At 62.5% G+C, this 24,053-nt stretch carries 25 protein-coding genes; 5 read left to right on the top strand and 20 right to left on the bottom strand.

Features of this window, described 5'->3' with window-relative positions:
* Positions 1–11: 11 nt before the first annotated feature.
* The 17 genes from uraD to QCE69_RS05920 all read right to left on the bottom strand — a co-directional run bounded on the left by uraD (position 12) and on the right by QCE69_RS05920 (position 15,302).
* Positions 12–533: a 2-oxo-4-hydroxy-4-carboxy-5-ureidoimidazoline decarboxylase gene (uraD, locus tag QCE69_RS06000; protein WP_309929898.1), complete on the bottom strand. Its 522-nt coding sequence runs from the start codon at positions 531–533 to the stop codon at positions 12–14.
* Entirely contained in the window at positions 530–1,480 is a 951-nt protein-coding gene (gene puuE / locus QCE69_RS05995; RefSeq protein WP_309808114.1) for an allantoinase PuuE, read from the bottom strand. Before puuE ends, uraD begins: the two co-directional genes overlap by 4 nt.
* Before the next feature lie 146 nt (positions 1,481–1,626).
* Positions 1,627–2,361: an aspartate/glutamate racemase family protein gene (locus tag QCE69_RS05990; RefSeq protein ID WP_309808113.1), complete on the bottom strand. Its 735-nt coding sequence runs from the start codon at positions 2,359–2,361 to the stop codon at positions 1,627–1,629.
* A gap of 67 nt (positions 2,362–2,428) precedes the next feature.
* Positions 2,429–3,922, bottom strand: coding sequence for an NCS1 family nucleobase:cation symporter-1 (locus QCE69_RS05985; RefSeq protein WP_309929897.1), 1,494 nt, complete (start codon positions 3,920–3,922; stop codon positions 2,429–2,431).
* 324 nt (positions 3,923–4,246) lie between these two features.
* On the bottom strand, positions 4,247–5,002 hold the full coding sequence (locus QCE69_RS05980) for a GntR family transcriptional regulator (RefSeq protein WP_309929895.1): 756 nt from the start codon (positions 5,000–5,002) through the stop codon (positions 4,247–4,249).
* A gap of 303 nt (positions 5,003–5,305) precedes the next feature.
* Positions 5,306–6,226: a muramoyltetrapeptide carboxypeptidase gene (gene ldcA, locus QCE69_RS05975; RefSeq protein WP_309929894.1), complete on the bottom strand. Its 921-nt coding sequence runs from the start codon at positions 6,224–6,226 to the stop codon at positions 5,306–5,308.
* A complete protein-coding gene (gene tadA / locus QCE69_RS05970) occupies positions 6,223–6,849 on the bottom strand; it encodes a tRNA adenosine(34) deaminase TadA (RefSeq protein WP_409021167.1) in 627 nt (208 codons plus the stop codon). The genes ldcA and tadA overlap by 4 nt, the downstream gene beginning before the upstream one ends.
* Positions 6,846–7,238: a DUF1992 domain-containing protein gene (locus tag QCE69_RS05965; protein WP_309919663.1), complete on the bottom strand. Its 393-nt coding sequence runs from the start codon at positions 7,236–7,238 to the stop codon at positions 6,846–6,848. Before QCE69_RS05965 ends, tadA begins: the two co-directional genes overlap by 4 nt.
* A 281-nt stretch (positions 7,239–7,519) precedes the next feature.
* On the bottom strand, positions 7,520–8,278 hold the full coding sequence (locus tag QCE69_RS05960; RefSeq protein WP_309929893.1) for an ABC transporter ATP-binding protein: 759 nt from the start codon (positions 8,276–8,278) through the stop codon (positions 7,520–7,522).
* Positions 8,275–9,147: an ABC transporter ATP-binding protein gene (locus tag QCE69_RS05955; RefSeq protein ID WP_309929891.1), complete on the bottom strand. Its 873-nt coding sequence runs from the start codon at positions 9,145–9,147 to the stop codon at positions 8,275–8,277. The genes QCE69_RS05960 and QCE69_RS05955 overlap by 4 nt, the downstream gene beginning before the upstream one ends.
* Position 9,148: 1 nt before the next feature.
* Positions 9,149–10,060, bottom strand: coding sequence for a nickel transporter permease (gene nikC / locus QCE69_RS05950; RefSeq protein WP_309931571.1), 912 nt, complete (start codon positions 10,058–10,060; stop codon positions 9,149–9,151).
* A gap of 45 nt (positions 10,061–10,105) precedes the next feature.
* Positions 10,106–11,173 carry an ABC transporter permease gene (locus tag QCE69_RS05945; RefSeq protein ID WP_309919660.1) on the bottom strand — a complete coding sequence of 356 codons (1,068 nt, stop codon included), beginning with the start codon at positions 11,171–11,173 and terminating at the stop codon, positions 10,106–10,108.
* A gap of 8 nt (positions 11,174–11,181) precedes the next feature.
* Entirely contained in the window at positions 11,182–12,774 is a 1,593-nt protein-coding gene (locus QCE69_RS05940; protein ID WP_309929889.1) for an ABC transporter substrate-binding protein, read from the bottom strand.
* Positions 12,775–12,809: 35 nt separating this feature from the next.
* On the bottom strand, positions 12,810–13,373 hold the full coding sequence (gene ddpX / locus QCE69_RS05935) for a D-alanyl-D-alanine dipeptidase (protein WP_309929887.1): 564 nt from the start codon (positions 13,371–13,373) through the stop codon (positions 12,810–12,812).
* A gap of 111 nt (positions 13,374–13,484) precedes the next feature.
* Positions 13,485–14,033 (bottom strand): 2'-5' RNA ligase family protein, encoded by a 549-nt coding sequence (locus QCE69_RS05930; RefSeq protein WP_309929885.1) that lies wholly within the window; start codon positions 14,031–14,033, stop codon positions 13,485–13,487.
* Between the two features lie 197 nt (positions 14,034–14,230).
* Entirely contained in the window at positions 14,231–15,100 is an 870-nt protein-coding gene (locus tag QCE69_RS05925) for a hypothetical protein (protein ID WP_309929883.1), read from the bottom strand.
* Positions 15,024–15,302: a hypothetical protein gene (locus QCE69_RS05920; protein WP_309929881.1), complete on the bottom strand. Its 279-nt coding sequence runs from the start codon at positions 15,300–15,302 to the stop codon at positions 15,024–15,026. Before QCE69_RS05920 ends, QCE69_RS05925 begins: the two co-directional genes overlap by 77 nt.
* 204 nt (positions 15,303–15,506) lie before the next feature.
* On the opposite strand from QCE69_RS05920, the gene QCE69_RS05915 reads away from it, so the two are divergent.
* The 5 genes from QCE69_RS05915 to QCE69_RS05895 all read left to right on the top strand — a co-directional run bounded on the left by QCE69_RS05915 (position 15,507) and on the right by QCE69_RS05895 (position 19,668).
* Positions 15,507–16,268 carry a hypothetical protein gene (locus QCE69_RS05915; RefSeq protein WP_309931670.1) on the top strand — a complete coding sequence of 254 codons (762 nt, stop codon included), beginning with the start codon at positions 15,507–15,509 and terminating at the stop codon, positions 16,266–16,268.
* Positions 16,265–16,849, top strand: a complete 585-nt coding sequence (locus QCE69_RS05910; RefSeq protein WP_201656092.1) for an LA2681 family HEPN domain-containing protein — start codon at positions 16,265–16,267, stop codon at positions 16,847–16,849. The genes QCE69_RS05915 and QCE69_RS05910 overlap by 4 nt, the downstream gene beginning before the upstream one ends.
* A 107-nt stretch (positions 16,850–16,956) precedes the next feature.
* Positions 16,957–18,297 (top strand): hypothetical protein, encoded by a 1,341-nt coding sequence (locus QCE69_RS05905; protein WP_201656090.1) that lies wholly within the window; start codon positions 16,957–16,959, stop codon positions 18,295–18,297.
* A gap of 172 nt (positions 18,298–18,469) precedes the next feature.
* The gene (locus QCE69_RS05900) at positions 18,470–18,919 is read left to right on the top strand and encodes a hypothetical protein (protein WP_309929880.1); all 450 of its coding nucleotides are present in this window, start codon (positions 18,470–18,472) and stop codon (positions 18,917–18,919) included.
* A 5-nt stretch (positions 18,920–18,924) separates the two neighbouring features.
* Complete coding sequence (locus QCE69_RS05895) at positions 18,925–19,668, top strand: hypothetical protein (RefSeq protein WP_201656084.1); 744 nt, start codon at positions 18,925–18,927, stop codon at positions 19,666–19,668.
* 49 nt (positions 19,669–19,717) lie between these two features.
* On the opposite strand, the gene QCE69_RS05890 is transcribed toward QCE69_RS05895, so the two are convergent.
* From QCE69_RS05890 to QCE69_RS05880, 3 genes are all read right to left on the bottom strand, one after another.
* On the bottom strand, positions 19,718–20,266 hold the full coding sequence (locus QCE69_RS05890) for a hypothetical protein (protein ID WP_201656081.1): 549 nt from the start codon (positions 20,264–20,266) through the stop codon (positions 19,718–19,720).
* Positions 20,267–20,321: 55 nt separating this feature from the next.
* Entirely contained in the window at positions 20,322–21,101 is a 780-nt protein-coding gene (locus QCE69_RS05885; RefSeq protein ID WP_201656078.1) for a hypothetical protein, read from the bottom strand.
* Between the two features lie 293 nt (positions 21,102–21,394).
* A complete protein-coding gene (locus QCE69_RS05880) occupies positions 21,395–24,052 on the bottom strand; it encodes an AAA family ATPase (RefSeq protein WP_309929874.1) in 2,658 nt (885 codons plus the stop codon).
* Between the last annotated feature and the right edge of the window lies 1 nt (position 24,053).

The following is a 24,053-nucleotide window of genomic DNA, read 5'->3' as shown; positions in this document are numbered from 1 at the left end:
GTGAAGGCGGATCAAGCCTGGATCAGGTCGTTCAGCCTGAAACGGGCGATCCGGTAGATCTGGTCGAGGCTCGTGCGCAGCTCTTCGGCGCGATCGTGATGCACGCGCTGCTCGAAGTTCGCGATGATGCCGTGCCGGTCATAGCCGCGCACCGCGAGGATGAACGGAAAGCCGAACTTCTCGCGATAGCGCGTATTGAGTGATTGCAGCCGGTCGAATTCTTCCTGCGTGCACAGGTCGAGGCCCGCGCCGCTTTGCTCGCGCGTCGACTCGGCGGTCAGTTCGCCGCGCACCGCCGCCTTGCCCGCGAGTTCCGGGTGGGCGTTGATCAGCGCGAGCTGCTTCTCTTCGCCCGCCGTCTCGACGATGCGCGACATCGCCGCATGCAGCGTGTCGATGTCCTTGAAGGGACGCTGCCGCGCCGCCGCTTCCGGCACCCACGGCGAATGTTCGAAGATGCCGGCGAGCACCGTCACGAAGGTGTCGGCGGGCATGGAATTGAGTTGGTCGAGTGAGTAGTGCATCGCCTTCATGCCGCCGTCCCGTTGCTGGATTGATCGAAAGGATGGTGCTCGCGCCAGTGCCGCGCGATGTCCACGCGCCGCGTGACCCACACGCGGTCGTGCTGCTCGATGTGATCGAGGAATTTCTGCAGGCCGCGGAAGCGGCCCGGACGGCCCAGCAAACGGCAATGCATGCCGATCGAGAGCATCTTCGGCGCTTCGTCGCCCTCGGCGTACAGCACGTCGAACGCGTCCTTCAGATAGGTGAAGAAGTGATCGCCGGTATTGAAGCCTTGCGGCGTCGCGAAGCGCATGTCATTGGTGTCGAGCGTGTACGGCAGGATCAGATGCGGTTTCTTCTCGCCGCCTGTCACCTCCACTTCGGTCCAGAACGGCAGGTCGTCGCCGTAGTTGTCCGAGTCATAGAGGAAGCCGCCGTACTCCGCCACCAGCCGGTGCGTGTTGGGACTGTCGCGGCCGGTGTACCAGCCGAGCGGCCGCACGCCGGTCACGCGTTCGATCGCTTCCATGCCGAGGCGCATGTGTTCCGCTTCGCGCTCCGCCGACATATCCTGATAGTGAATCCAGCGATAGCCATGGCACGCGATCTCATGTCCCAGTTCGACGAACGCCTTCGCCAGTTCCGGATGACGTTCGATGGCCATGCCCACGCCGAAAATGGTGAGCGGCAAACCGCGCTTCTCGAACTCGCGCAGGATGCGCCACACACCTGCGCGCGAGCCATATTCGTAGATCGACTCCATGCTCATGTGACGCGACGGATACGACGCCGCGCCGACGATCTCCGACAGAAACTGCTCCGAGCCCGGATCGCCGTGCAGCACGCAGTTCTCGCCGCCTTCCTCGTAATTGAGCACGAATTGCACGGCGATGCGTGCATTCCCCGGCCAGTTGGCCTGGACCGGGTGGCGGCCGTAGCCGATCAGGTCGCGTGGATAGTTCGGATCGTGTGACATGGCTGGGCGTTCGCAGTCTGGCGTTGAAAAAGCGGGATTGTTGACGATTCAGTTTAGCCAAAAGACCCGGACGCGCCCATACATCAGGGCAGATAATCCGGGTCACGCCAGCGGTATGTGGAACCCGCCGGCGCGCCGTTGCAGGCTCAGCGCGGACTGAAATCGGCCAGCACGCCGTCGTAGCGCTTCGCCAGCGGCCGCGCGTAGTCGCCGCGCTTGGCGGTATGGAGTTTCAGCGCGACGAGCGCCTCGGTCCATTTCACGGCCGCCGTGACGCCTTCCACGACCGGCGCGCCCACCGCGTCCTCCACTTCGCGGCAGAACTCCGCCATGCCCGCGCAGCCGAGCACGATGGCGTCCGAGCCGTCCTCGTCGAGCGCGCGCCGGCATTCGTCGATGATCGTTTGCCGCGCCGACGAACCCGGCTCGTCCAGTTCGAGCACGGCGACGTCGGTGGCGCGAACGTTCTTGCAGAAGCGCGACATGCCGTAGCGCTCGGCCAGATGCCACGCCATGCCGACCGTACGCTGCAAGGTCGTCACCACCGAGAAGCCCGGCGCGATCACGCTCGCCGCATGCATCGCGGCCTCCGCGATGCCGATCACCGGTCCGCGCGCCAGTTCGCGCGCCGCGTACAGGGCGGGATCGCCGAAACAGGCGATCACGTAGCCGTCGAAACCCTGCTTCTCTCCCGCCTCGATCTCGGCCAGCAGGCCGAGCGAGGCCACCGCTTCGTCGTAATAGCCTTCGATCGACGGCGGGCCCATCGTCGGGCTTACCGCCACGATCTCCGTGCCGGGCGCGGCCACTTGCCGGGCGCAGTGGCCCATCGCGTCGGTCATGCGCTGCGTCGTGTTGGGGTTGATCAGTTTGATGCGCATTGCGGTTCTCCACGTACTGCTTCGAAAAGGCTCTCAGGTTCCTGTTGTTTCTTGTCGGTTCACGGCATCAGACCGGATGCTTGCGGTCCGCGAGGAAGTAATAGAACAGCGCGCCCAGGCCCGCGCCGATGAACCACGAGAAGTTCGCAGCGCCTTCGAGCGACGGCAGCATCACGCACAGGATCGCGATCACGGCGGCCGGCAGCAGCGCCATCACCGCACGGCGGTTCACGCCCTTCGTGTACCAATAGCGGCCTTGCTCGGAGACGGTGTAGAGATCGTCGACGGCGAGCTTGCCGCGCTTGACCATGTAGAAGTCGAGAATCAGCACGCCGTACAGCGGTCCGATGAAGCTGCCCAGGATATCCAGCGTGTAATGGATCACGGCCGGGTTGTTGAACAGGTTCCACGGCGTGATGAAGATCGACGCGGTCGCGGCGAGCATGCCGCCCATGCGCCAGCTGATGAGCTTCGGCGCGACATTCGAGAAGTCGAAGGCCGGCGACACGAAGTTCGCAACGATGTTGATGCCGATGGTCGCGATCGTGAAGGTCAGCGCGCCGAGGATCACGGCGGTCGGATGATCGATGCGGCCGACGGTTTCGACCGGATCGGTAATCAGCTGGCCGAACACCGGCAAGGTGGCCGCGGTGGTGATGACCGTGACCAGCGAGAACGCCAGGAAGTTGACGGGCAATCCCCAGAAGTTGCCGCGCTTGACGCTGCGGAAGCTCTTGCCGTAGCGCGAGAAGTCGCCGAAGTTGAGCATCGGACCGGAGAAGTACGACACGACCAGCGAGATCGCGGTGATCATCACCGGGATCACCTCCATGCCGTGATACTTCACGCCGCCGAGGTTCAGGCCGATGTTCCTGATGCCCGCGCGCCACACCATGTAGCCGGCGAGCATGAACATGACCACGTAGACGGCGGGACCGGCGAAGTCGATGAACTTCTTGATCATCTCCATGCCGCGCCAGAACACGACGGCCTGCAGCACCCACAGCAGCATGAAGCCCGCCCAGCCGAGCGCGGAGAGCCCGACGAAGCCGTACTTGTGGACATCGGCATAAGGCATCAGCGAAGGCACGAACTTCAGCACCACGATCACCAGTGCGCTCGAGGCGAGATAGGTCTGGATGCCGTACCACGCCACCGCGATGAGGCCGCGGATCACGGCCGGAATGTTCGCGCCGAGCACGCCGAAGGTGGCGCGGCACGCGACCGGATACGGCACGCCCGCAACCTGGCTCGGTTTCGCGATCAGGTTGCAGAGCACATTGACGAAGCCGATGCCGATCAACAGAGACACCAGCACTTGCCAGCTCGTCAAGCCGAGCGCGAACAGACTGCCGGCGAACACGTAGCCGCCGACGCTGTGCACGTCGGACATCCAGAAGGCAAAAATGTTGTAGGCGCCCCAGGTCTGGTTCTTGAGCGGGGCGAGGTCTTCGTTGTAGAGGCGGTCGCTGTAACCGGCGGGCATGCCCGGATCGTGTCCGGGGGCCTGCTCTTCGTATTGCGGCAGGGCTGAGCTGCCTGATGCACTGAACTGGGCCATGACGTCTCCTTCATTGGCTGCTTGCGTGATGAATGACTGCAGATTCCCGAAAGACCCTTGCGGGCCGGATACCTTCGCTGGCGTCCTTTCCTGTCCGGCGCAGCGCGATACTCTTTGGATTTGCGTTTGCGCCACCGGGCGTGAAGCCGAGAGCGCTTCAGGCATGTGCCTTGGCGCCCGCCCGGCGGCGGTTGTTCATCTGCCGCTCATGTGCTGCTCATGTGAGCGTGCGGTTCAATGCAACGCGCATTGCGTTTTCGACGCATGCGACTTGCCGCGCGCCCGGTATATGACGGGGCGCGGTGTGACTGGATCGTGTGGTTACTACGTGTCGGACGGCGTGTCGCGTCCGGCGGGCCTTGCGAATACTTCCCTCAGATCGACCGCGCCGCGCGCCGGCCGCTCCAGCATCTTCAGTTCGACATCGCGCAGATGGCGGGCCATCAATTCGGCGGCCTCGGGTGCGCGACCTGCGTCGAGCGCGGCGAGGATGGCTTCGTGATCCTCGAACGAACACGAACTCTTGCCGAGTGACTCGTACAGCGCCGAGATCAGCGTCGAGCGCGCGACCAGACCGGCGAGACAGTCGCACAGCACCGTGTTGCCGGTGAGCGCCGCGAGCTCCGTATGGAACTCGCCGGAGAGCCGGATCCATGACGAAAAATCGTGGCTTTCGAAGGCGCGGCGCTCCCGTCCGATCGTCGCGCTGATCGACTTGAGGCGGCGCGTGCCATGCCCCTGCGCGATCCGTTCGACGACCGCCAGCTCGATGATGCGGCGCATCTCGAATACTTCATGCACTTCCTGCAGCGACGGACTCGCGACGAAGGCGCCGCGGTTCGGCTCCAGATCGACGAGCCGTTCGTTCGCCAGTTGCGCCAGCGCCTGACGTACCGTGCCGCGCTTCACCGCGAAGACTTCGCATAGTTGCGCCTCGGTCAGCTTGGCGCCTGGCGCCAGACGATGTTCGAGGATCGCGTCGCGGATGTTCTCGGCGATCGACTCGGCACTCGCCGCGCCCGGGTTGCCGGGGGCGCTCGATAAGGCATTCAGTGCGGCAGTGGACTGGGCGTCGGACATGATGTGCTCGCTTGCATGTTGACCATCTTAGAAGCGACATAATGATTGTCAACAATCAATTTCAATTAATTGCTGCGAATCGACTGTTTTCAGCAGCTCATGCACGCTGAGACGCCGTAAATAAGGGCCTCTCAGCCCATTACTTCCGTTTTTGTCAGCATTGCACGCACGTTTTTGTCGACAATCGTTCGCGGCCAATGGCGGTACCTGATACGGCGTGCAAAGCAAAATTCGGCGGTTAGTTGCCCGTGGAGACGAAAAAAAAAGCGCCTTGCGGCGCCTTTTGCGGTTCCGCATTGAGCCTCAACTCAGGTGCGGATAGTCGGACAGCTTCAGCATGAATCCGCGCGGCTCGGCGACGAGATGCGCCGTCGCACCGAAAGGCAGCGTCAGCAAGTTCTCGACGTGCCCGAATTGCAGGCCCGTAATCACCGGAACGCCCGTCACGGTGCGCACCTGCTCGATCATGGCGTCGAGGGAATAGCCGTTGTCGTAGTCCGAGAGCCGTCCACCGGAGAACTCGCCCATCACGATCGCCTGCTGCCGCCCGAGAACGCCCGCCTGATGCAGCTGATAGATCATCCGCTCGATACGGAACGGATGCTCGTTGACGTCTTCGATGAACAGAATCCCGCCTTCGACCGGCGGCAGATACGGCGTACCCACCAGCGACGCCAGAATCGCCAGATTGCCGCCCCACAGCATGCCGGTGGCATCGACCGACTCACGCTGCGGCACGTTGCTCCGCACCGTGAACTCCGCGTGCGAGATCGCGTTCCAGAAGTGCTGCATCGTGAAGGCGCTCAGGTTCTCGGCGCCGAAATCGCCTGCGAACATCGGCCCGCCGAAACTCTTCACGCCCGCATGCGCGTAGAGCGCGCACTGGATCGCCGTGAAATCGCTGTGACCGACGATCGCCACCGGCTGATCTGCCAGACGGCGCAGGCCCAGATAATCGAGCCCGTGCAGAAGACGCGTCGCGCCGTAGCCGCCGCGCACCGCCAGCACGACATCGGGCAGCGGACGCCCAGGATCGGCGAGACGGTTCAGATCCGCCGCGCGCTCCGCATCCGTGCCGCCGAAACGCTGGAAGCGCCGGCGCGTCGCCTCGGCGTTCTCCAGCCGATGCCCTTCCCTGCGCAAACGCGTGAGTCCGCGCTCCACTGCGGCGGGATCGCCCGGATAACCGGAGGGCGCAACGAGGTCGATGGTGCGTGTTTTCACGGTGTTGTCGTTGGATTCGTGATCGTTGCGGAAGAAGGAACGCCCGCGCCCGACGCAGCCGCGGCTTCCCGCGCGCGACGTGCATCGCGTTCTTCCCGGGCCAGACGCCTGCGTTCGGCAAAGAAATTCTTCAGCGCGTGGCCGCACTCGTCGGCAAGCACGCCGCCCGTCACCGACGTGTGGTGATTGAGCTGCCCGTTCGCGAACACGTCGATTACGCTGCCGCAGGCACCCGTTTTCGGATCGGTGGCGCCGTAGACGACGCGTGCGATGCGTGCATGCATGATCGCACCCGAGCACATCAAACAGGGCTCGAGCGTCACATAGAGTTCGCAGCCCGGCAACCGGTAATTTTCGAGCTTCTGTGCAGCGGCGCGCAGCGCGACCATTTCGGCGTGTGCGGACGGATCGTGCGCGTGGATCGGATGATTGAAACCGGTGGCGATGACTTCATCGCCCAGCACGATGACGGCGCCTACCGGCACCTCGCCCGCGCGGCGGGCTTCGTCGGCGGCGCACTGCGCGAGCGCCATGAAACGGCGGTCGCGTTCGCTGGGGAAATCCGCCGCAGAAAGCGCTGCGGGCAAGTCGCCCGGAGGCGGCGCGTCGGAAGTGACGGTCACTTCGGCGGTTGCGCCGCGCGGGACAGCGCGCGCTCCGAGAGCCGTTCGGCAATACGCCGGCGATATTCGTGCGGCACGCAACCGCCACCACGCAACGATTCGAGGGCCATGTCGAGGGCGAGCATCCTGGCTTGCAGCTGGCAGCGGGCGGCGGGATCCGTCACCCGGTCGAACTCCTCCTGGAGGCCGCGAAGGGCCCGGAGTTGCTCGACGGCAGGCGGGACAAAGCCCGCATTCTTGAGAATTCGATTGGCGACGCGCACTTCCTCGGGCACGAGGACGTCGTCTGCGAACTGGAGCGGAGCGCCCGCGCCCGGCAAGTCGTTGAACTCGCCACGTGCGGCGGCTTCATTGATCCGCTGTTCGACCAAAGCATCTAGCAATTTCATCGGGGATTTCGACCGGTTGGCGCCCGTCTGGGGCGGACACGGTCTGTCACGATTTGCGTTGGTTAGCCTGAAGTCGGAGGGCAGCCGGAAGACCCAATTCGTGTGGTGTTCGGCACGTCTCGACAATCCAGTGCCTATTCTATCAGCGGGCGCGGAGCGGTTTTCGTCTGATGAAGCGCGCTCTGTGGGTTAGCACCGTATACAGGGCTTACTGACATCGATATGCGTCCTTTGCGCAACATGCGTTTGACCGCGCGCTGCCGGATATGCTTGTACGACGACTACGTCCGTGGCGCCCCATGCGGACGACGCGTATAGCCTTCGGTGGCGGCGAGCAGGCGCCGCGTGTACTCGTGTTCGACGCGGCGCGCGCGCACCGCGTCCACGCTCACCTGCTCGACGATCTCGCCATTGCGCATCACGGCAATCCGGCTGCACATGAAGCTGATGACCGACAGGTTGTGGCTAACGAGGACCATCGTAAGCTTGCGTTCCCGATGCAGCCGCCGCAGCAGATTCAGGATTTCGGCCTGGACGGACACGTCGAGCGCGGACGTGGGTTCATCGAGCAGCAGCACGCGCGGCCCGACGATCAGCGCACGCGCGATCGACAGCCGCTGCCGCTGGCCGCCCGACAACTGATGCGGATAGCGAAACCTGAAGGCCGGCCCGAGCCCGACTTCGCCCAGCGCGGCGAGGATGCGCGCGTCCGGGTCGCCGATGCCGTGAATGGCGAGCGGCTCGCGCAAGGTCTTGTCGACGGTGAAGCGCGGATGCAGTGCGCCGTACGGGTCCTGGAACACCATCTGCACATCGCGGCGCGCGCGGCGCGGCGTCGTCTCGCCGCCGATGCGCATCGTCCCGCCTGCGAGCGGCACGAGACCGGCGAGGCCGCGCAGGAGCGTCGACTTGCCGCTGCCCGATTCCCCGACGAGCCCGAACACCTCGCCCTCTTCCACTTGCAAGGACACGTCGCGCACGGCATCGACGTGACCGGTGCGGGTGCTGAAGCGGATCAGCGCGCGCTCGATTTCGATCATCGCGCGACTCCCGCGTCGAACGTCTCCGCGAGCCAGGCGGGATCGCGACGCAAGGTCGGCAGTTCGTCGGGGGGATGATCGAGCGGCGGATGCGCGGCGAGCAGACCTTGCGTATAGGGATGCGTGGCGTGCCGCAGATCGCGCGCCGCACAGGTCTCGACGATGCGACCGCCGTACATCACCGCAACGCGGTCGCAGAACGACATCACCAGCGGCAGATCGTGACTGATGAACACGAGCCCGGTGTCGTGGCGTTCGATCATCTCGTCGAGCACGGCCAGCACCTGCATCGACACGAGGACGTCGAGCGCGCTCGTGGGCTCGTCGGCGATCAGGAGTCGCGGCCCCGCGCTCACCATCATCGCGATCATCACGCGCTGCCCCATGCCGCCCGACAGCTCGTGTGGATAGGCATCGGCCACGCGCTGCGGATCGCGGATATGCACGGCCTCGAGCGCCGCGACGATGCGCTCGCGCAGCTGTCGCCGGCTCTCGCCGGGCGTCTGCCGGACGAAGTTCTCGCGCATCTGCTGCGCGACCGTCATCACCGGATTCAGCGAGTACTTCGGGTCCTGCAGGATCATGCTCATGCGCGTGCCGCACAACCGGCGCCGTTCCTTCGGCCGCATCGCCAGCAGATCCTGCCCTTCGAAGCGCAGCGCGTCGGCGGACCAGCGCGCCTCGGGCGGCAGCAAGCCGAGCAGCGCGCGCCCGGTCAGCGACTTGCCCGAGCCCGATTCCCCGACGATGCCGAGCCGTTCGCCGCGTTGCACCGTCAGCGAGACGCCGCGCACGGCAGGCGTGAGCGTGCCGTCGGTGGCGGTGAAGGCCACCTTCAGGCCGTCGATCCGTGCCAGCGGCTCATCCATGTCAGCCTCCATGACGGGGATCGAAGACGTCGCGCAGACCATCGCCGAGCAGGTTGAAGGCGAGGCTCACCGCGAGGATCGCGAGGCCGGGAATGGTCGCGACCCACCAGGCGTCCAGCAGCACGTTGCGGCCGGCGGCGACCATGTAGCCCCATTCCGGGCTCGGCGGCTGCGCGCCCAGCCCGAGAAAGCCCAGCCCCGCGACGGCGAGAATGATGCCGGCCATGTCGAGCGTGGCGCGCACGATGACCGACGACGAACACATCGGCACGATATAACGCAGCACGATGCGCAGATGCGAGGCCCCTTGCAGGCGCGCCGCGTGGATATAGTCCGACTGCGCGAGCCGCAGCGACTCGGCGCGCGCGAGCCGCGCATACGGCGGCCACGCGGTGATCGAGAGCGCGATGACCGCATTCAGCACGCCCGGCCCCAGCGCCGCGGCGAAGGCCAGCGCCAGCACGATCTTCGGAAACGCGAGCGCAACGTCGGTGACGCGCATCAGCACCGTATCGACGATGCCGCCGCAATAGCCCGCCACCGTGCCGATCAGCAAGCCCACCGGCACGACGAGCACGACCACCAGCAGCGCGATCGCCAGCGTCAGGCGCGAGCCGTACACGAGCCGCGAGAGGATGTCGCGGCCGAGCTGATCGGTGCCGAACCAGTGCGCCGCGCCCGGCGGCGTCAGGCGTTCGGCGAGCACTTGCGCCAACGGATCGCGCGTGACGGCGAGCGGCCCGAACGCGGCCATCAGCACGAGCACCAGCAGGATCGCGAGGCCGAGCATGCTGAGTGGATTCGACGCGAAACTCCGCCAGCGCCGGTACGCGCGCCCGAGCGACGCCTGACGCGCGGACGCGGGCGTGTCGGTGAGCAGCCAGGCGCGTAAGCTTCCACGTTCGCGTGTCATCGGCGTGCGTTCCGCGGGCGATTGCATCGGCGTGTGGGCTCCATGTCAGCGCGCGCGGGGATCGAAGACGCGGTACAGCGCATCGGTCAGCAGATTGAGCGCAATGAAGGTCGCGCCGATCACGAGCGTGCTGCCGAGCACGGCGTTCATGTCGGCGTTGAGCAGCGCGCCCGTCAGATAAGAGCCGATGCCGGGCCACGCGAACACGATCTCCGTCAGCACTGAACCTTCGAGCAAGTAGCTGTAGGCGAGCGCGATCACCGTCAGCAGCGGCACCGCGATATTGCCGAACGCGTGACGCCAGATCACGCGGCGCTCGGGCAGGCCCTTGGCGCGCGCCGTCGTCACGTATTCCTGGCTCAGTTGTTCGAGCATGAACGAGCGCGTCATGCGCGACAGATACGCGATGGAATAGAACGCCAGCACGCCCGCCGGCAGCGCGATGTGCGAGAACGCGTTTTTGAAGACATCCCACTCGCCGGCGAGCAGCGCATCGATCAGCAGGCTGCCGGTGCGGGTATCGACCATGCCGTCGTAGAGCGGATCGATGCGGCCCGGACCCGACACCCAATGCAGCCGTGCGTAGAACAGCAGCAGGCCCATCAGCGCAAGCCAGAACACCGGCACCGAACTGCCCGCAAGCCCGATCACGCGCGCGACATGATCCACGATCCGGTTGTGCCGCACTGCTGCCACAACGCCGAGCGGCACGCCGATCGCCACGCCGATGAAGGTCGACAGCGTCGCCAGTTCGAGGGTGGCGGGAAACACGCGCTTGATGTCATCGATGACGGGATTCGCTGTCAGCAGCGAGATGCCGAGATGACCATGCAGCACATCGCGCGCGTAGATCAGGAATTGCTCGACGAGCGGCTTGTCGAGGCCGAGTTGCAGCCGCGCGGCGGCATAGGCGGTGGCGGACGCGCGGTCGCCGAGAATGGCCAGCACGGGGTCGATCGGAATCTTGCGGCCAATGAAGAACGTGATCGCCAGCAGCCCGGTGAAGGTGATGGCGAGCATCGCGAACCAGCGCAGCAGCGCCCACGCGAAGCGCACGCCGCCGCGCCGCGCGCCGGCGGCGCGCACGCGCTCGAAGAAGCTCACCGTGCGCACGGCGTCGCTCACTGCTTCCTGAGATTGCGATAGGACACGAGATCGTTGATCGGCCCGACTTCGAGGCCGGTCACGCCCGGACGCGCCGCCACCTGCGACACCTTCTGGAACATGATCACGAACGGCGACTTCGCCAGCACCTCGCGCTGCATCTTCTCGTACAGCTGCGCACGCTTCTTCGTGTCGCTCTCGGCGAGCGCGGCATCGGTTTCCTTCGTCAGTTGCGGGATGTCCCACGCGTTGCGCCACGCGAGCATCTTGTAGCTCGATGCGTCCGAGTTGTCCGGATTCCACACGAAGCCCTGGGCGTTGCTGTGCGGATCGATATAGTCCGCCGACCACTCGCCGATGTAGATGTCATGCGCCCGCGCGCGATAGCGCCCGAGCGTCTGCTTGTTGTCGCTCGGCACGAGTTGCACCTTGATGTTCGCGAGCGCGAGATTGGCCTGCACCGCCTGCGCGATCTCGCTGTACGGGTAGTCGTTGCGCACGTCCATCTTCACGGTGAAACCGTTCGCGAGCCCGGCCTTCGCGAGCAACGCCTTGGCCTTCGCGACATCCTGGTGATACGGGTTTTCGTTCAAGGCGCCGAGAAAGCCTTCAGGCAGGAAGGTTTCATGCACCTTGTAGGTGGTGCGGATCACGTTCTTCTGGATGCCCTGATAATCGATCAGCCACTTCATGGCTTCCCAGACTTCGGGCTTCGCGAGATTCGGGTTCTTGTTGTTGAGCCCGAGGTACATCAGCGTGGCCTGCGGCACGGCCGTCGCCTTGATGACGCCGGACTTCGACAGCGTGTCGAGGTCGTCGGGCGAGAGATCGCGCGCCACGTCGATGTCGGCGTTCTGGATCATCAGCCGCTGGCTCGCGGCCTCGGTCACGTGGCGCAGCACGATGCGCTTCATCGCGAGCGGCACGCGATAGCCTTCGAAACGCTGCAACACGATGCTGTCGTTCGCCGTCCACTTGACGAGCTTGTAGGCGCCCGAGCCGGCTTCGTTGGTCTTGAGCCACTCATTGCCGTAGTCATTGCCCTTCGCGTGCGTTTCGAGCAGCTTGCGATCCACTACCGACGCCGGCCACGAACCGAGCACGTTCAGCACGAAGGTCGGGGCGTAGCGGCGGTCGGTCGTCACGGAGACCGTGGCGTCGTCCAGCTTCTTCACGTTCTGCAGCGCGTTCGCCTTCGTGAGCCCGATGCCCGCGAGCACGGCCGCCGCGCCCTTGTCGAGCAGCGCGGTGCGCTGGATCGACCAGGCGACGTCGGCGGCGGTGAGCGGATTGCCGGAATGGAACTTGAGGCCCGGACGCAGCTTGAAGGTGAAGGTCAGGCCGTCGGGGCTCACGGTCCAGGACTCGGCGACATCGCCATTGAATTTCGACGGATCCTTCAGGTCCACGCGCACCAGCCGGTCATACGTGTTCGCGACGTATTCCTCCGGCACCAGTTCGTAGATCTCGCCGGGATCGAGCGACGTGAATTCGTCGAGCAAGGTCGCCATGACGAACATGTCCTTCGGCGTGGCCGCGCCCGCCGGCTGCGTGCCGAAACCTGCCGTCAGCGCAGCCGCGAACGCGAGCGCCGTCAATGCCTTCTTCATCGGGTGTCGTCCTGTGGATCTTTTGAATGCCGCCATCACATAAGCCGCAGCGGGCCGCTGTCTTCGTTGTCGATCACCTCGAGTTCGCGCGAGCCCGGCAGTTCGTAATGCCACCACTCGCTCTTGATGTGCGTGAAGCCCGCGCCATGCATCACGCCCAGCAGCAAGGTGCGGTTGCGCTGCACGTGCTCCGGCAGGCCCGCGTGGAAGTGTTCGGACGCGGGCACCATCGCGTCGAATCCGGTGCCCATGTCGAGTTCCTGGCCGTCGCGATCGACGAGCGTCAGGTCCAGCGCCGTGCCGCGACTGTGGTTCGAGCCGCGTCCGAGTTCGGCGATGAAGGTCGGATCGGGCAGGAAGTCCCACAGCACCTTCTGGGCTTGCGGCGGACGGTAGGCGTCGAAGATCCTGAGCGTCATGCCGATGCTGCGCGCAATCCCGACGGCCTTGCGCAACGCGGCTTCTGCGGGTTCCAGCAGCAGGCAGTGCTGGGCCTTGTAGATGGGCTTGCCGGTGAGGTTGCGATCGGTCGCGTAGACCAGATCGATCTGGACATGATGCGTATCGGGCGTGACGTGCAGCAGACGGGAACGAGTCATGTATTCGAGATCCGGGCGGAGCGCTGTTGCGTGCAGCTTGGGTATCGATACCCGAACCTTAACCCGTCAGAAAAATCTTCGAAAGCCTTTCCGTGCGATGGTTTTGCCGGATCAGTCCGTGAGCAGCCAGCGCGCGAGGACTTCGTGGCGCGACTGGCCGAGCAGGCTGCGCACCAGCGCGAATTCGCAAGCGCGCCAGCCGACCGGCGCGACCGGATGGGGCGGCACGCGCTGTTCGTCGTAGAGCAGCGTCACATGCGGCACGAATCGCGGATGAGGCTTGACGGCGATGCCCGCGTCAGCGAGCGCGGCGTGGAGAGTGCGTTCGAGAGCGTGAAACGATGGGCTTACATCGCCTGCAAGCACCAGCGGACGCTTCGCGCGACGGCCCGGGAAGCTTTCGATCCAGGCGAGTTCGATTTCGGCGGGCGGCAGCGCGATGCTTGAAGCAGCGGCATGCGTCCGGGCAATCAGCTCGTCTGGAAGGCCCGCGAACGCGCCGAGATAATGCAGCGTGACGTGGAGCCGCTCGGGCGGTATCGCCCTCGCCTTCAGGCCGTACTGCGTGCGGAGTTGCGCGGACAAGCCGGTGAGACGCGCGGCCGCGGCTTCGTCCGGGAACAAGGCGAAGAACAGCGAGTCCGTGGCAGGCGCGCTCACGTCGGGCCGCGCGATGCGATCAGGAGCCGAAACAGGAGAGTTCGAAGCATGTCGGCGGGTTCCTCAGGGGCGGTTGCGGATCGCGCGGTCGTCCGCCCCATGAGATTAACGCCGTTCCGGGCGCGCGCCGAAGAATCCAGACGGGCTGATGCCCGCGCCGCCGGAGTCCGTTCCCTCGTCCGTTTGCCTGAACACGCTCACTGTGGAGGAATCGAAATCGTAGACAAATTCGGTTCGCCCGCGGTCGATCGTGGCAATCTCGCGTGGAAACAGCCCGGTCGGGAGCGTCTGAACCAGCCAGGCGTGCGGCGCCGAGATATCAAAGACCGAAAGGTCCACCGGGTTGAGGGGCGGAGCCACCCCGCTCGTCGCGCTCGTCGGGCTCGTGTCCAGCGATTCGTGTTCGTCACCATCAGATAGGGGCGCACCGGATCCAGGTACAGCCCGACCGGCAACAGGCCATTGCTGCCCACGCTCTGCAACAACGCATGGTCAGGATCGACGGCGAGTCTGGCGCGGTCGAATTGCAGCAGTTCGTTGCTGCCCCGCGCCGTGATCCACACGGAGGATCCGTCCTGAGTTGCCTCGGCCCGAACCGGCGAACAGGCCGCAGCGACAGAGGTCACGACAGCATTGCTGATGACGTTCGGCGCACTGCCTGACGTCGCGGCACCTTGGATGGCCTTTGCCACATCGATGACATTGAGCGCGCCATTCGAACCTGTCGCTTGAGGACTGTCCTTGAAGCATTGCGTGCTGATGAGCGATGCATTGTTGGTACCCGATAGCGTTTCGTTTTCGGTGGCGTTCACGTACTCGGCGGGCACGAAGGCTCGCTTGCCGCTCGGGGAAAAGGACACGCCCGCCAGCCCACTGCCGACAATCGGTATGAAGCCCACCTGCGTGCCTGTGGTTCGCCCGTCGCGCTGCTTGTCGAGCGCGATGATCCCGATGTTGCCTTTATCGGACGTGGGCGTCAGCTTGCCCCATTCATTGGCGATAAACGCATATTTGCCGTCCGGCGTGGGATGTCCCGAAGGTGCCGGGGTTGGCGATCGTGCCGCCATTGCTTTGGTTGACGAACGAAGGCTTCGCCGTGCCGGCCAGCGCGTCGCGGATGTCCACCGGCGCCACGCTGCCCTGGTTAATTGCAACGACCAAGTTCGTCTTGTCCGGCTTGATGCTCATGCCTTCCGCCCAGCCGCCGACCTTCAGCATGACCATGCCCATTTGTTGGTACGTGTTGTTGACCTTCCCGAAGATCAGCACTTCGGCGATCCGGACGAACTGATGGCCGAATACCAGGACATCACCCGCCAGTTGCAGGTTGCCCAGCAAGCGCTGAAAGCCGAACTGCTGGCCGCGCTCAAGGCCACCAGCGGGGAGGCGGAATGAGCGACAAGCCCGTGTCTCTCGTTACAGCCCCGGAAGGCTATGCCAACTGGTTGGGCGAGCTGAAGAATCGCATCCACAGTGCCCAGCAGCGATCACCTGACGCAGCAGAGTGCCCGACTTCATGTAGTTGTAGGCATCCTCGAAGACCGCGCCGATCACCCGGCCTTGCGCGGACACATCACCCGGTTCGTGGACACGCTACAGGAGCTTCCGGAAGTGGAAGCCACCCTCGAACACTGGGAGCCCGTGCAGGTATTGGATGAACTGGACGCCATCTACACGCCAGTCATGAAGAGGGGGCAATCGGAGAGCGTGCGCGCTGGCGAGGCAGCGCAGCGCTTCGGGCATGAGATGCCTCAAATGCTGCAGCGGTATTGTCGCGACCAGATCGAGTTCTGGGCTCGCTGCAAGCGCGCGGCGCTGCTTCATGACTGGATCGAGGGGACGCCCGTTGACGTGCTGGAGAAGCGCTACTCCACCACGCCATTTGCCGGGGCCATCGGCTACGGAAACATCATCGGCATTGCCGATGCGACGCGCTTTCACTTGCGCTCCGCACATCAGATTCTCGCAACGCTCTTTCCAGATCAACCTGATTTCCTGAAGAGCCTGGACGAGATTCTTCAGCGGCTCGAATTCGGGTTGCCCTCCGCCGCCCTACCCCTTACGAAGGTTTCGATGCGGCTGACACGCGGCCAATGCCTGGAGTTGCTGTCTATCGGTGTTCGCAACGAGGATGACCTGAAAAATCTGGACGAAGACCGACTTCGCTGCTGCGTGGGAACAGGCACAGCCACACTATTGCGTCCGAGGAGTGATGCGACCGGCGTTGGCGCATGAACGGTGACTGCGCCACGTATTCAATGGCCGCGGAGTATCTCAAGATCGCTTTCCGGCGCAGCTACCCGTTGTTCGACAAGATTGCTTGCTTCGTCAACGCGCACTGGTCCATCGGATTGCCCGAAAGGGCCGTAAATTTCCGACGCCTTTCGTTCGACGTGGACGACGGAAAAGCAAAGTCATCGCTCAACGTGCGCGCACGGTTCGACGCCTCCCGAAACGGGCGCAGCGCGGTCCGTTCTCGCTATCCAGAGATCTGTCTGCGCCGGATCTTCAAGTCGTTGCGCAACCCGATGCGAAGGAGCTTGCCGACATCCGTAACCATCTTGAACACAAGCATCTCAAACTTGTCGAGATGCTTGTGTCCGACGATGGACGGCGGACTCTATGCGGATCATCTCACTCACATCGCCGAACTGAAGGAGTTCGAGGCGATGACGTTCCGCATTGTGTGGCTCGCAAGATCGGCTCTCATCCACCTTGGCCGGGCTATGCTTATCGAAGAGCGGCACCAGGCCAAAGATGGCGATAGATACTTTCCGATTGAAACAACGTTGATACCCGATGAATTGAAATGGTGAGCATCGGAGTTCGACGTTCCGCTTGATGACATCGTAGAATGATTCCTGCTGTGCGACATGCCTCATCTGGTCTTCGGACAAAATTTTTTCGATTACTTACGAAGCTCGTGAACGTCTTTCGAGGTGGGCCGAAAATCTCAGCTCGACATCCAACTGAAATGTATCTCTTTACGGCGATTGACGGCTCTCCTATTTCCGTCGGCAACGATATCGACCAGTTGAAGGTCGAACATATCCTGCAACGCGACCGCGACGTTTGGGTCGTAAAACCAGAACACCCATTCCTTGCCATCAACGCGCAACTTCTGCGGGAGCGGGCGGCGCGACTGACACGCTTCCCCGTATTTTCCAGTGGCCACCTATTCCAAAACCTCAAGCACGGCGATATCGCAGCCCGCATAATTGCCGGGTTAGCAGGCGGAGGAGTGAACGCCGGGTTGGAGCCCGCCAGCAGAGTCATCGTTGCTGGCAGGGCGAACGCGAACGCACGGACACTGTTCAACTTCAACGAACCGCTGGTACTTGGGACAACACCCTGGTGTGCAGAGGGCACTCATCTCATCTACGTTGACGGCAACGACCTCTTCCAGCACGAATTTGCGGACCTTGTCACCGTTCGTACGCTCAGTCGCCCGAACTCAGTACACTTCGACTTCACGGCTTTGGCCGATCTGCGCGACCGCTACAATGCCGAGTACCTCAACCATCCCAAAGACGTTGAACCGAACCTAGACGCTCTGCGCCACCTGCTTGACAAAACCTTTGCTCAGAACGCATTGAGCCTTGCCGCTGCTGAAGCATTTCATGCGTTAGTCTCCCCGGGTATGGGTTCCATTGATTACCATGCGCCGGTGCTAACAAAGTACGACCGCCTGACACACGACACAGCTGGTCAACCCAAAATTGAAGTGTCCTTTGCCCTCCTGCACTATGAGACGGCGATCACCGAATTCGATGCGGTGAAGCGCCATCGCGCGTCTAAAAACTTGGACGACGCGCTCCGACATGGCGTGTCCTGCCTCGTCGCAGTTGCAGCCTGCATCGAGGCAATCGCTAACCGGTTGGTCTTTTTACAGACCGGCGCACATCCCACATATAAAGACAGGCGCCAGCCGCTGGATAAGCTCAACGACGCGGCAGTCGCGTTGGTCGCGGCCCGAGGAGGCACCTATGTTCCATTGGCAGCCGGAGATCCTACATACGATACACTTGACAGCATCCGCGTCATTCGCAACAACTTCATGCATGCCAAGGAGCTGGAGACCGACATCGACGTGTCGACCTCGGCGTCGGTCACACTGACGAGCGTTGACGAATCTCATTGCCGGAGCTATCTCAGACAACTGAGGTTAGCGGTCGATCATGTGTTCTCACAGCTGCCGCACCTTGTTCCGCCCATCGTGACGAGAGCAAATGTGGTCTGGATGGGCAACCTCGAGGTACCCTGAAACTGGAAAATCAACCCTCCATTGAAGACAACGGAACCGCAGAGACGTCGTCGCGGCCGACGATGACTATCTCAAAACGGTGAATGGCAATAAGCCAGTGAACCACCTGGATAACCTGCCCGAGTTCTACCCATCGGCCGACCTTACCCCAGATACCGCCCCGTAATAGCCGATGACGCGAAGAAAACTGCCCCAATGTGCCAGATTCGGATGCTATGAAAGTCCGTACGCTGGCAACCTATGCAAAGAGCATTACGAGGAAGACCTCGCAAAACGACGCCTGCGCGAAGAAGCCCTTGATCTGCTGCATAGATTCAAGGTGGACGGCACCGCGTTGACGAAGCCAGAGATCCGAGAAGAATATTCGCGCCTAGAACGCTGGTGGGATCGGGCATGCCGAGCCGTAAACTTCAATCGCGTCGATGACGTGCTGCAAGACGAGGCCGAATATGCTGTCGAATGGTGCATCGCTATTGCAACGAGTTTGGTAGAAGAGGAACGCCTGTTCAGGCAAGGTATTTCGCATGATCCGATGCAAAAGGTATATCGAGACGATGTCTGGGCGAGGTTCAGTAATCTTGAAGCTGGGTTGATGAGCAACGGTGTCGCGCGACGAGTATGAGCGGCATGAACAAGAAAAAGCTCAAGCGCTTTCTAGGGGAATGGTGTCGCTTCGCAGTTCGGGACGCTACGGGGCAGACCTTCGGCTGGCCGACTGTCGTTAGTGCGGTATTACTAGGCTATATCCTTAAACGCACAGGCATCGGCACGATACCCAATCAGATCGAAAACGGCCTGGCGGTTGCGATAGTCAGTTGGCTAGTAGCTTTGGTAGCAGCCATCCTGTTGACCGGCATTAGGGCTTACAGGATGGTAAAACCGCTCGGCGTGACCATCACGGACGAGCTTCGCTCACCGAACTTTACCTTCAATGAAGATGTTAAGGGCTATAGCGTAACGGCTATCGTAAAAAATCGATCGAGCGCGCATTTGAAGGACTGCGTGGCTTACGTTATAAATGCACCGCACGTAGACGGATCAATTCAGCCGCGCTATGTGGAACAGTTTGATCTCCCACCGGAGTCCAAGAAATACGTCCACTTCGGTTATTGGTTTTCTCGCCAGCCACCCCACCCAGATGATCCCGATATCAATCTGAGCGGCCCCACAAGTGCTGGATTCGGCGGGAACCGATGCAAGGTTCCAAGCCCATCACGCCTACACATTCGGGTTGTGGCGCAAGATGTAGACAGCAAAGACGTTTACTGCGACGTCTGGATCGACACGAATGCTCGTCGTCTCCAAGCTGCAGAGGTCCCTGCGCCAGATGTCGCCATCACTCAGACACCGCACAGAGAGACGGCAACCTGACCGTTAATGTGCATCCAGCATCAGGTCTCGCGCACTCGAAATTTCATAGTTAGGCAGCGCTACCGATAAGCTGGGAAACGGACTGACGCTTGATTTTGATTCCGTGCTGGCGCAGGTAGTCCCTCCAGTAGTTCATGACTCCATGAGTGAATTCGTGGAGTGGTAATGTTGTCCCGTCTGATAGCTTGACACTTATATCTTGCCCCTCGGCGGCTATTGCCTCGAATTTCCCTGCCCCATCGGAATAGATCTCGATAAATTTCGATCTCCGATGACGGACGCCCATTGTGGATGCCGCTTTGCGTTCGCCAGATACCCGGTCACGAAGCTGGAAGTGCTTTGAGGAATTAGCAATGTCCTTTATGGCAACAAGCAAAGGTTCGGTGTTCCACTCCGCGTGAAACGGATCTTTGTCCCGCTTATGAATCTTGCCCAGATGCTCAAGAAAATAGTCGCGCATAGCATGGGCGGTAACGCAGAAGTTGAAGAAATGGTCCGCTTTGTGAACACGGCTACGGGAATGGTAGGTTCTATACGACTCGCGTTCAAGTTTGCGAAACAGCGCCGCAGGCGAGGCCAGGGAAGGTGCGAGCGTCACTGCCCAATTCCTCCAAAATCAATCAGCCTGCATGTGAGATATTGAAAATGTGCGGTTACCCGACATTCAGTTTTTCCGCCAATTCCGACAACGTCACAAACACGACACCGTAAACCGACGATAACCAGGCACGATTTTCGAGATTCATTATCGTCGGCCCACCCGCGTTGTGCCCAAAGTCGTCAGAGCAGTATAGGTCGATTCCGTAGCCGACATGCGAAGCGATGCCATCACCATCGGACCACTCGGCAATCGCTTTCGCGACGGTCTTTCGCTGTGCCTTGGTTTTCGCATGGCCAAGGCCCTCAAGCCAAAGCTTAGGATTGGCCGGTGTCACACCAACCGAAGCGTTGTATTGATTGCCTAGCTCCAACGCGATCGCACGCCCAACGCCGCGCATTTCAATGGCAGCGGCAACCTTATTCACGTTCTCGCGGTGGGCAACCATCTCCTGGATCGTCTCGACGACGTAAAAAGACTGGTCAGGATCCTTCACCGTCAAACCGTCAACCCAGCGCGCGGGGCCGCGAAGAGCTCGCAGACCGAGGCTCAGCGCTTCCTCCACGGCAGCCTGATATTTTTCATCTAGCGGGGGGCGATAGTGACGGACTTCGATAGTGATGTTCGCGGTCTGATTGTCCGGCGATGTGGAACGGCGTACGACGTTCGTCTTTGCCAGCGCCTCCGCTCGGTCATTCTTCTGGATCCCTTCCAAACTTCGATATGTTTGAGAAAAATAGCCCTTGATGCGCCCATCGCCTAAAGCCGAAACGACACCGGCATGCTCATTGATCCTTGCGAGTGCATTCGCATCGAAGGTAACCGTCGTGACCACTCTGACGTTTCTCCCAATACCAGACTATCAACCTAGTACAGCCAGCATCGCACGGTGCTTGACGGAATCATGGTTGACTTCCACATGCTCGATGGGGCTCGGCCACCGAACACCCTGCCATACCGCTATGGAGTATATTCACGTGCATGACGTGCATATCACACGCCTCCACAATACACTCGCCGCCTTGTCTGCAGGTGCCTATGCATCAGAAAATATGCACCATCTGACCGCCCGCTGCTGTCCAGACTGAACGCAGGATCCGCGCTTCCAGCAACCGCGCGGCGCCGTCATCAGGCCTGCTTGAAGACGGCCGCTCGTTCGAGCAGCTCGCGACGGCGCCGATCTGTTTCCTCGTTCAACTTCTTCCGGTCCGCAAAAAACTTCCTTGCGATTTCGATGTCCGCCCGCAGCTCGTCGGTCGTCGGCGTGGCCGTGTTGGCGTCCGCCGAGGTGTCATGCGCTGCGTAATACGAACAGCGCGACATCGCCGCGTTGAGCTTCAAGAAATCTTCGTCGTCAAGCACCACCGCCCGGAGTCTCTGGGTTGAGACGCCAGGCCGGAAACGAACCACTGTCTCGTTGAAGATTGATTCTTCCACGCCGCGCTCCCAGGTCTCCCGCAGGCGCCCGTATCCGACACGAACGATGTTTTCGCAGCGCTCGATTTCTCCATCGCGAAGCAGTTGATCAGCCTCTGCCGCCATTTTCTTGATGCGCTCCAGGCGCTCGCTAACCCTCACGCCGGCGAAGGGGAGCTCGGGGAAAACAAGCCCGGCGCGCTGCCTGACACGCCGCACGCTCATAGCGCTGGCCTCGACTTTCTGGGCGCTGGCCTCGTCGGCCAAATGATTGGCGAAGGCCAGGTCGTGAGTGAACACGATCACCTGACGGTTCGACGCCTCCTGAACGAGCCGGCGCGCGACCTTTTCCCGATGTGCATGGTCGAGCGATGACATCGGGTCGTCGAAGATGATCGCGCCATGACCTTCCACCAACGACACTTCCGCCATGAAGGTGGCAAGCGCGAGCGCGCGCTGCTCGCCCTCGCTGAGGACTTCGCCGACTTTTTCAGCGCCAGAAGTGTCCAGCTTCACCTGCTGCTTGGCCTTTCCTCTCTCCATTCGCGTGGTGCTGCGGATCGGCACATGGCCAACGCCCAGCGCGGCGCATTCACGGGCGAACGCCGCCTCCGCGTCGGCGGACAGCGCCTCGGCGTGAAGTGCGCTCATTTTTCTCGAAACGGAAGTCGAATCCGCGGCGCGATGGGCGGCTTGCAGCTTCTTCTTCAAAGCCAAGTTGTCCGCAATCTGGATGATCTGCGCGAGCCGCCCCGACAGAGCTTGCCGCGACTTCAGGTCTGCAAGGGCTTGCTCGCTCTTCTTGCGCCCCTCCGCCGCCGCAAGCTTGTCGAAACGCGCGGCCTCTTCCTCGATGGCGCGCGACAGTTCGCGGAGCGCCACGGCCTGAGAAACAATGGCCGGCGTCGCGACGTCAAAGCGCTTGGCCGCCCAGGCTTCGGCGAGTCCGGTCTGTCTGCGCGACAAGTCGTCGCCGGCTTGTCGCAGAGATTCGCGCAACCCAGGCTTGGCCTGCTCGATCTCGTTCAAAAGCACATGGTCGGCCAGCAGGGCGGCCGGATCAACCGAGGCAATGGCGGAAAAAGCGGCGCTGGCTTTGAGCCTAGCGGCTTCCGCGAGTTTTTGCGCCTCCTGCTCCACGAAAGTCTCGAAGTGCCGCATGCGCTCAGCCGCAGCGGCGGCAAGATCCTGCTGGCACAGCACACAGCGGCCGCCATCAACGTGCGGAAAATGATGTCCCGGGTAAGCCAATGTCGTTGAAAACTCCTTGGCCGCGCTCAACAACGCCCGCCAGGGATCCGAGCCAGTACCAGGCAACAGGCCACCCTCGGCAGCGAACGCCTCTGCGGCAAGTTGAACGGCCGTTTCGGCGGCGACAACCGCCGATCCAAGCTCAATCGCCGCCCCTACCTTTTCAACGGAAAGAGCGGCCTCGCATCGCTCCCATCGGATCACCAGCCCATCAATGCGCGCCTTCTTGCCGCGAAGATCGGCAGCGCGCGCGGCGGGATTGGTCTCGGCGAGCTCCGCCGTCAATCGCTGAATTTCTGCAAGAGCCTCATCGGACAGCGTGGCTAGCGTCGTCAGCTCCTTGCGATATGCCGGCAGGTGGGAGCGCTTGTCGAACGTCCCGAGCGCGCGGCCTGCCGCGTGCTCGCCGAGAAGGTCGGCGAACGAAGTGGCCGACGCTTGAATGCCATTGATTTCCAGTTCCAGTCGGGCACGAAGCGTCCCACACAGCGCCGCGAGCTTCGCGAGAACGTCGAGGCCGCGCGGCGTATATGCGACCTCTCCCTCCGCGTCTGTGAACGCGTGCGCGCAGTAGCTGTCGAACACCGCGATCGTTGCCAGCTCCGTGGGAGCCGGCGAGCCTTGTTGCCAGACCAGCGCGTCGGGAGCGGCGTCGCCCTCTTTCTGGACAAGAATCTCCGCGCTCGGACTCGCTCCCGCCTCGGCGGCAAAAACGTCGCCCAGGATGAGGCCACCCGTGGCTCGTGCGCGGCACGCTTTGCGCAATACGCGCGAGTATCCCGATTTCCCCGCCCCGTTGTTTCCGTAGATGACCGTCAACCCGGTCGGCGAAAACGGAATCGACTGGTCCGGGGCGATGGTATTGACGCCGCGCAGGTTGCGCAGCGCCAGGAGGGTGATCGATTTTGCAGCTTCGCCGCCGACCGGGAGCATGTCGCGAGTAAGGGGCTGCGCGACGTTCGCCGCTGCGCCTTCAACGCCGGCGTGCGCTTTTGCCAACGCAAGAATTGTGTCTATCTCGTCGTCCCCTATGCGTCCATTGACGACCAGGCGGCGGGCGGCATCGGAAAGCCAAGGCTGCTGTGTCTCAATCCAGTCGGCGATGCGTGTGAAAATCATG

It is taken from the genome of Caballeronia sp. LZ032 (assembly GCF_031451315.1).
Taxonomy (GTDB): Bacteria; Pseudomonadota; Gammaproteobacteria; order Burkholderiales; family Burkholderiaceae; genus Caballeronia.
Note: the sequence above shows the minus strand (reverse complement) of the source record. Positions and strands in the feature narration are given on the sequence as shown.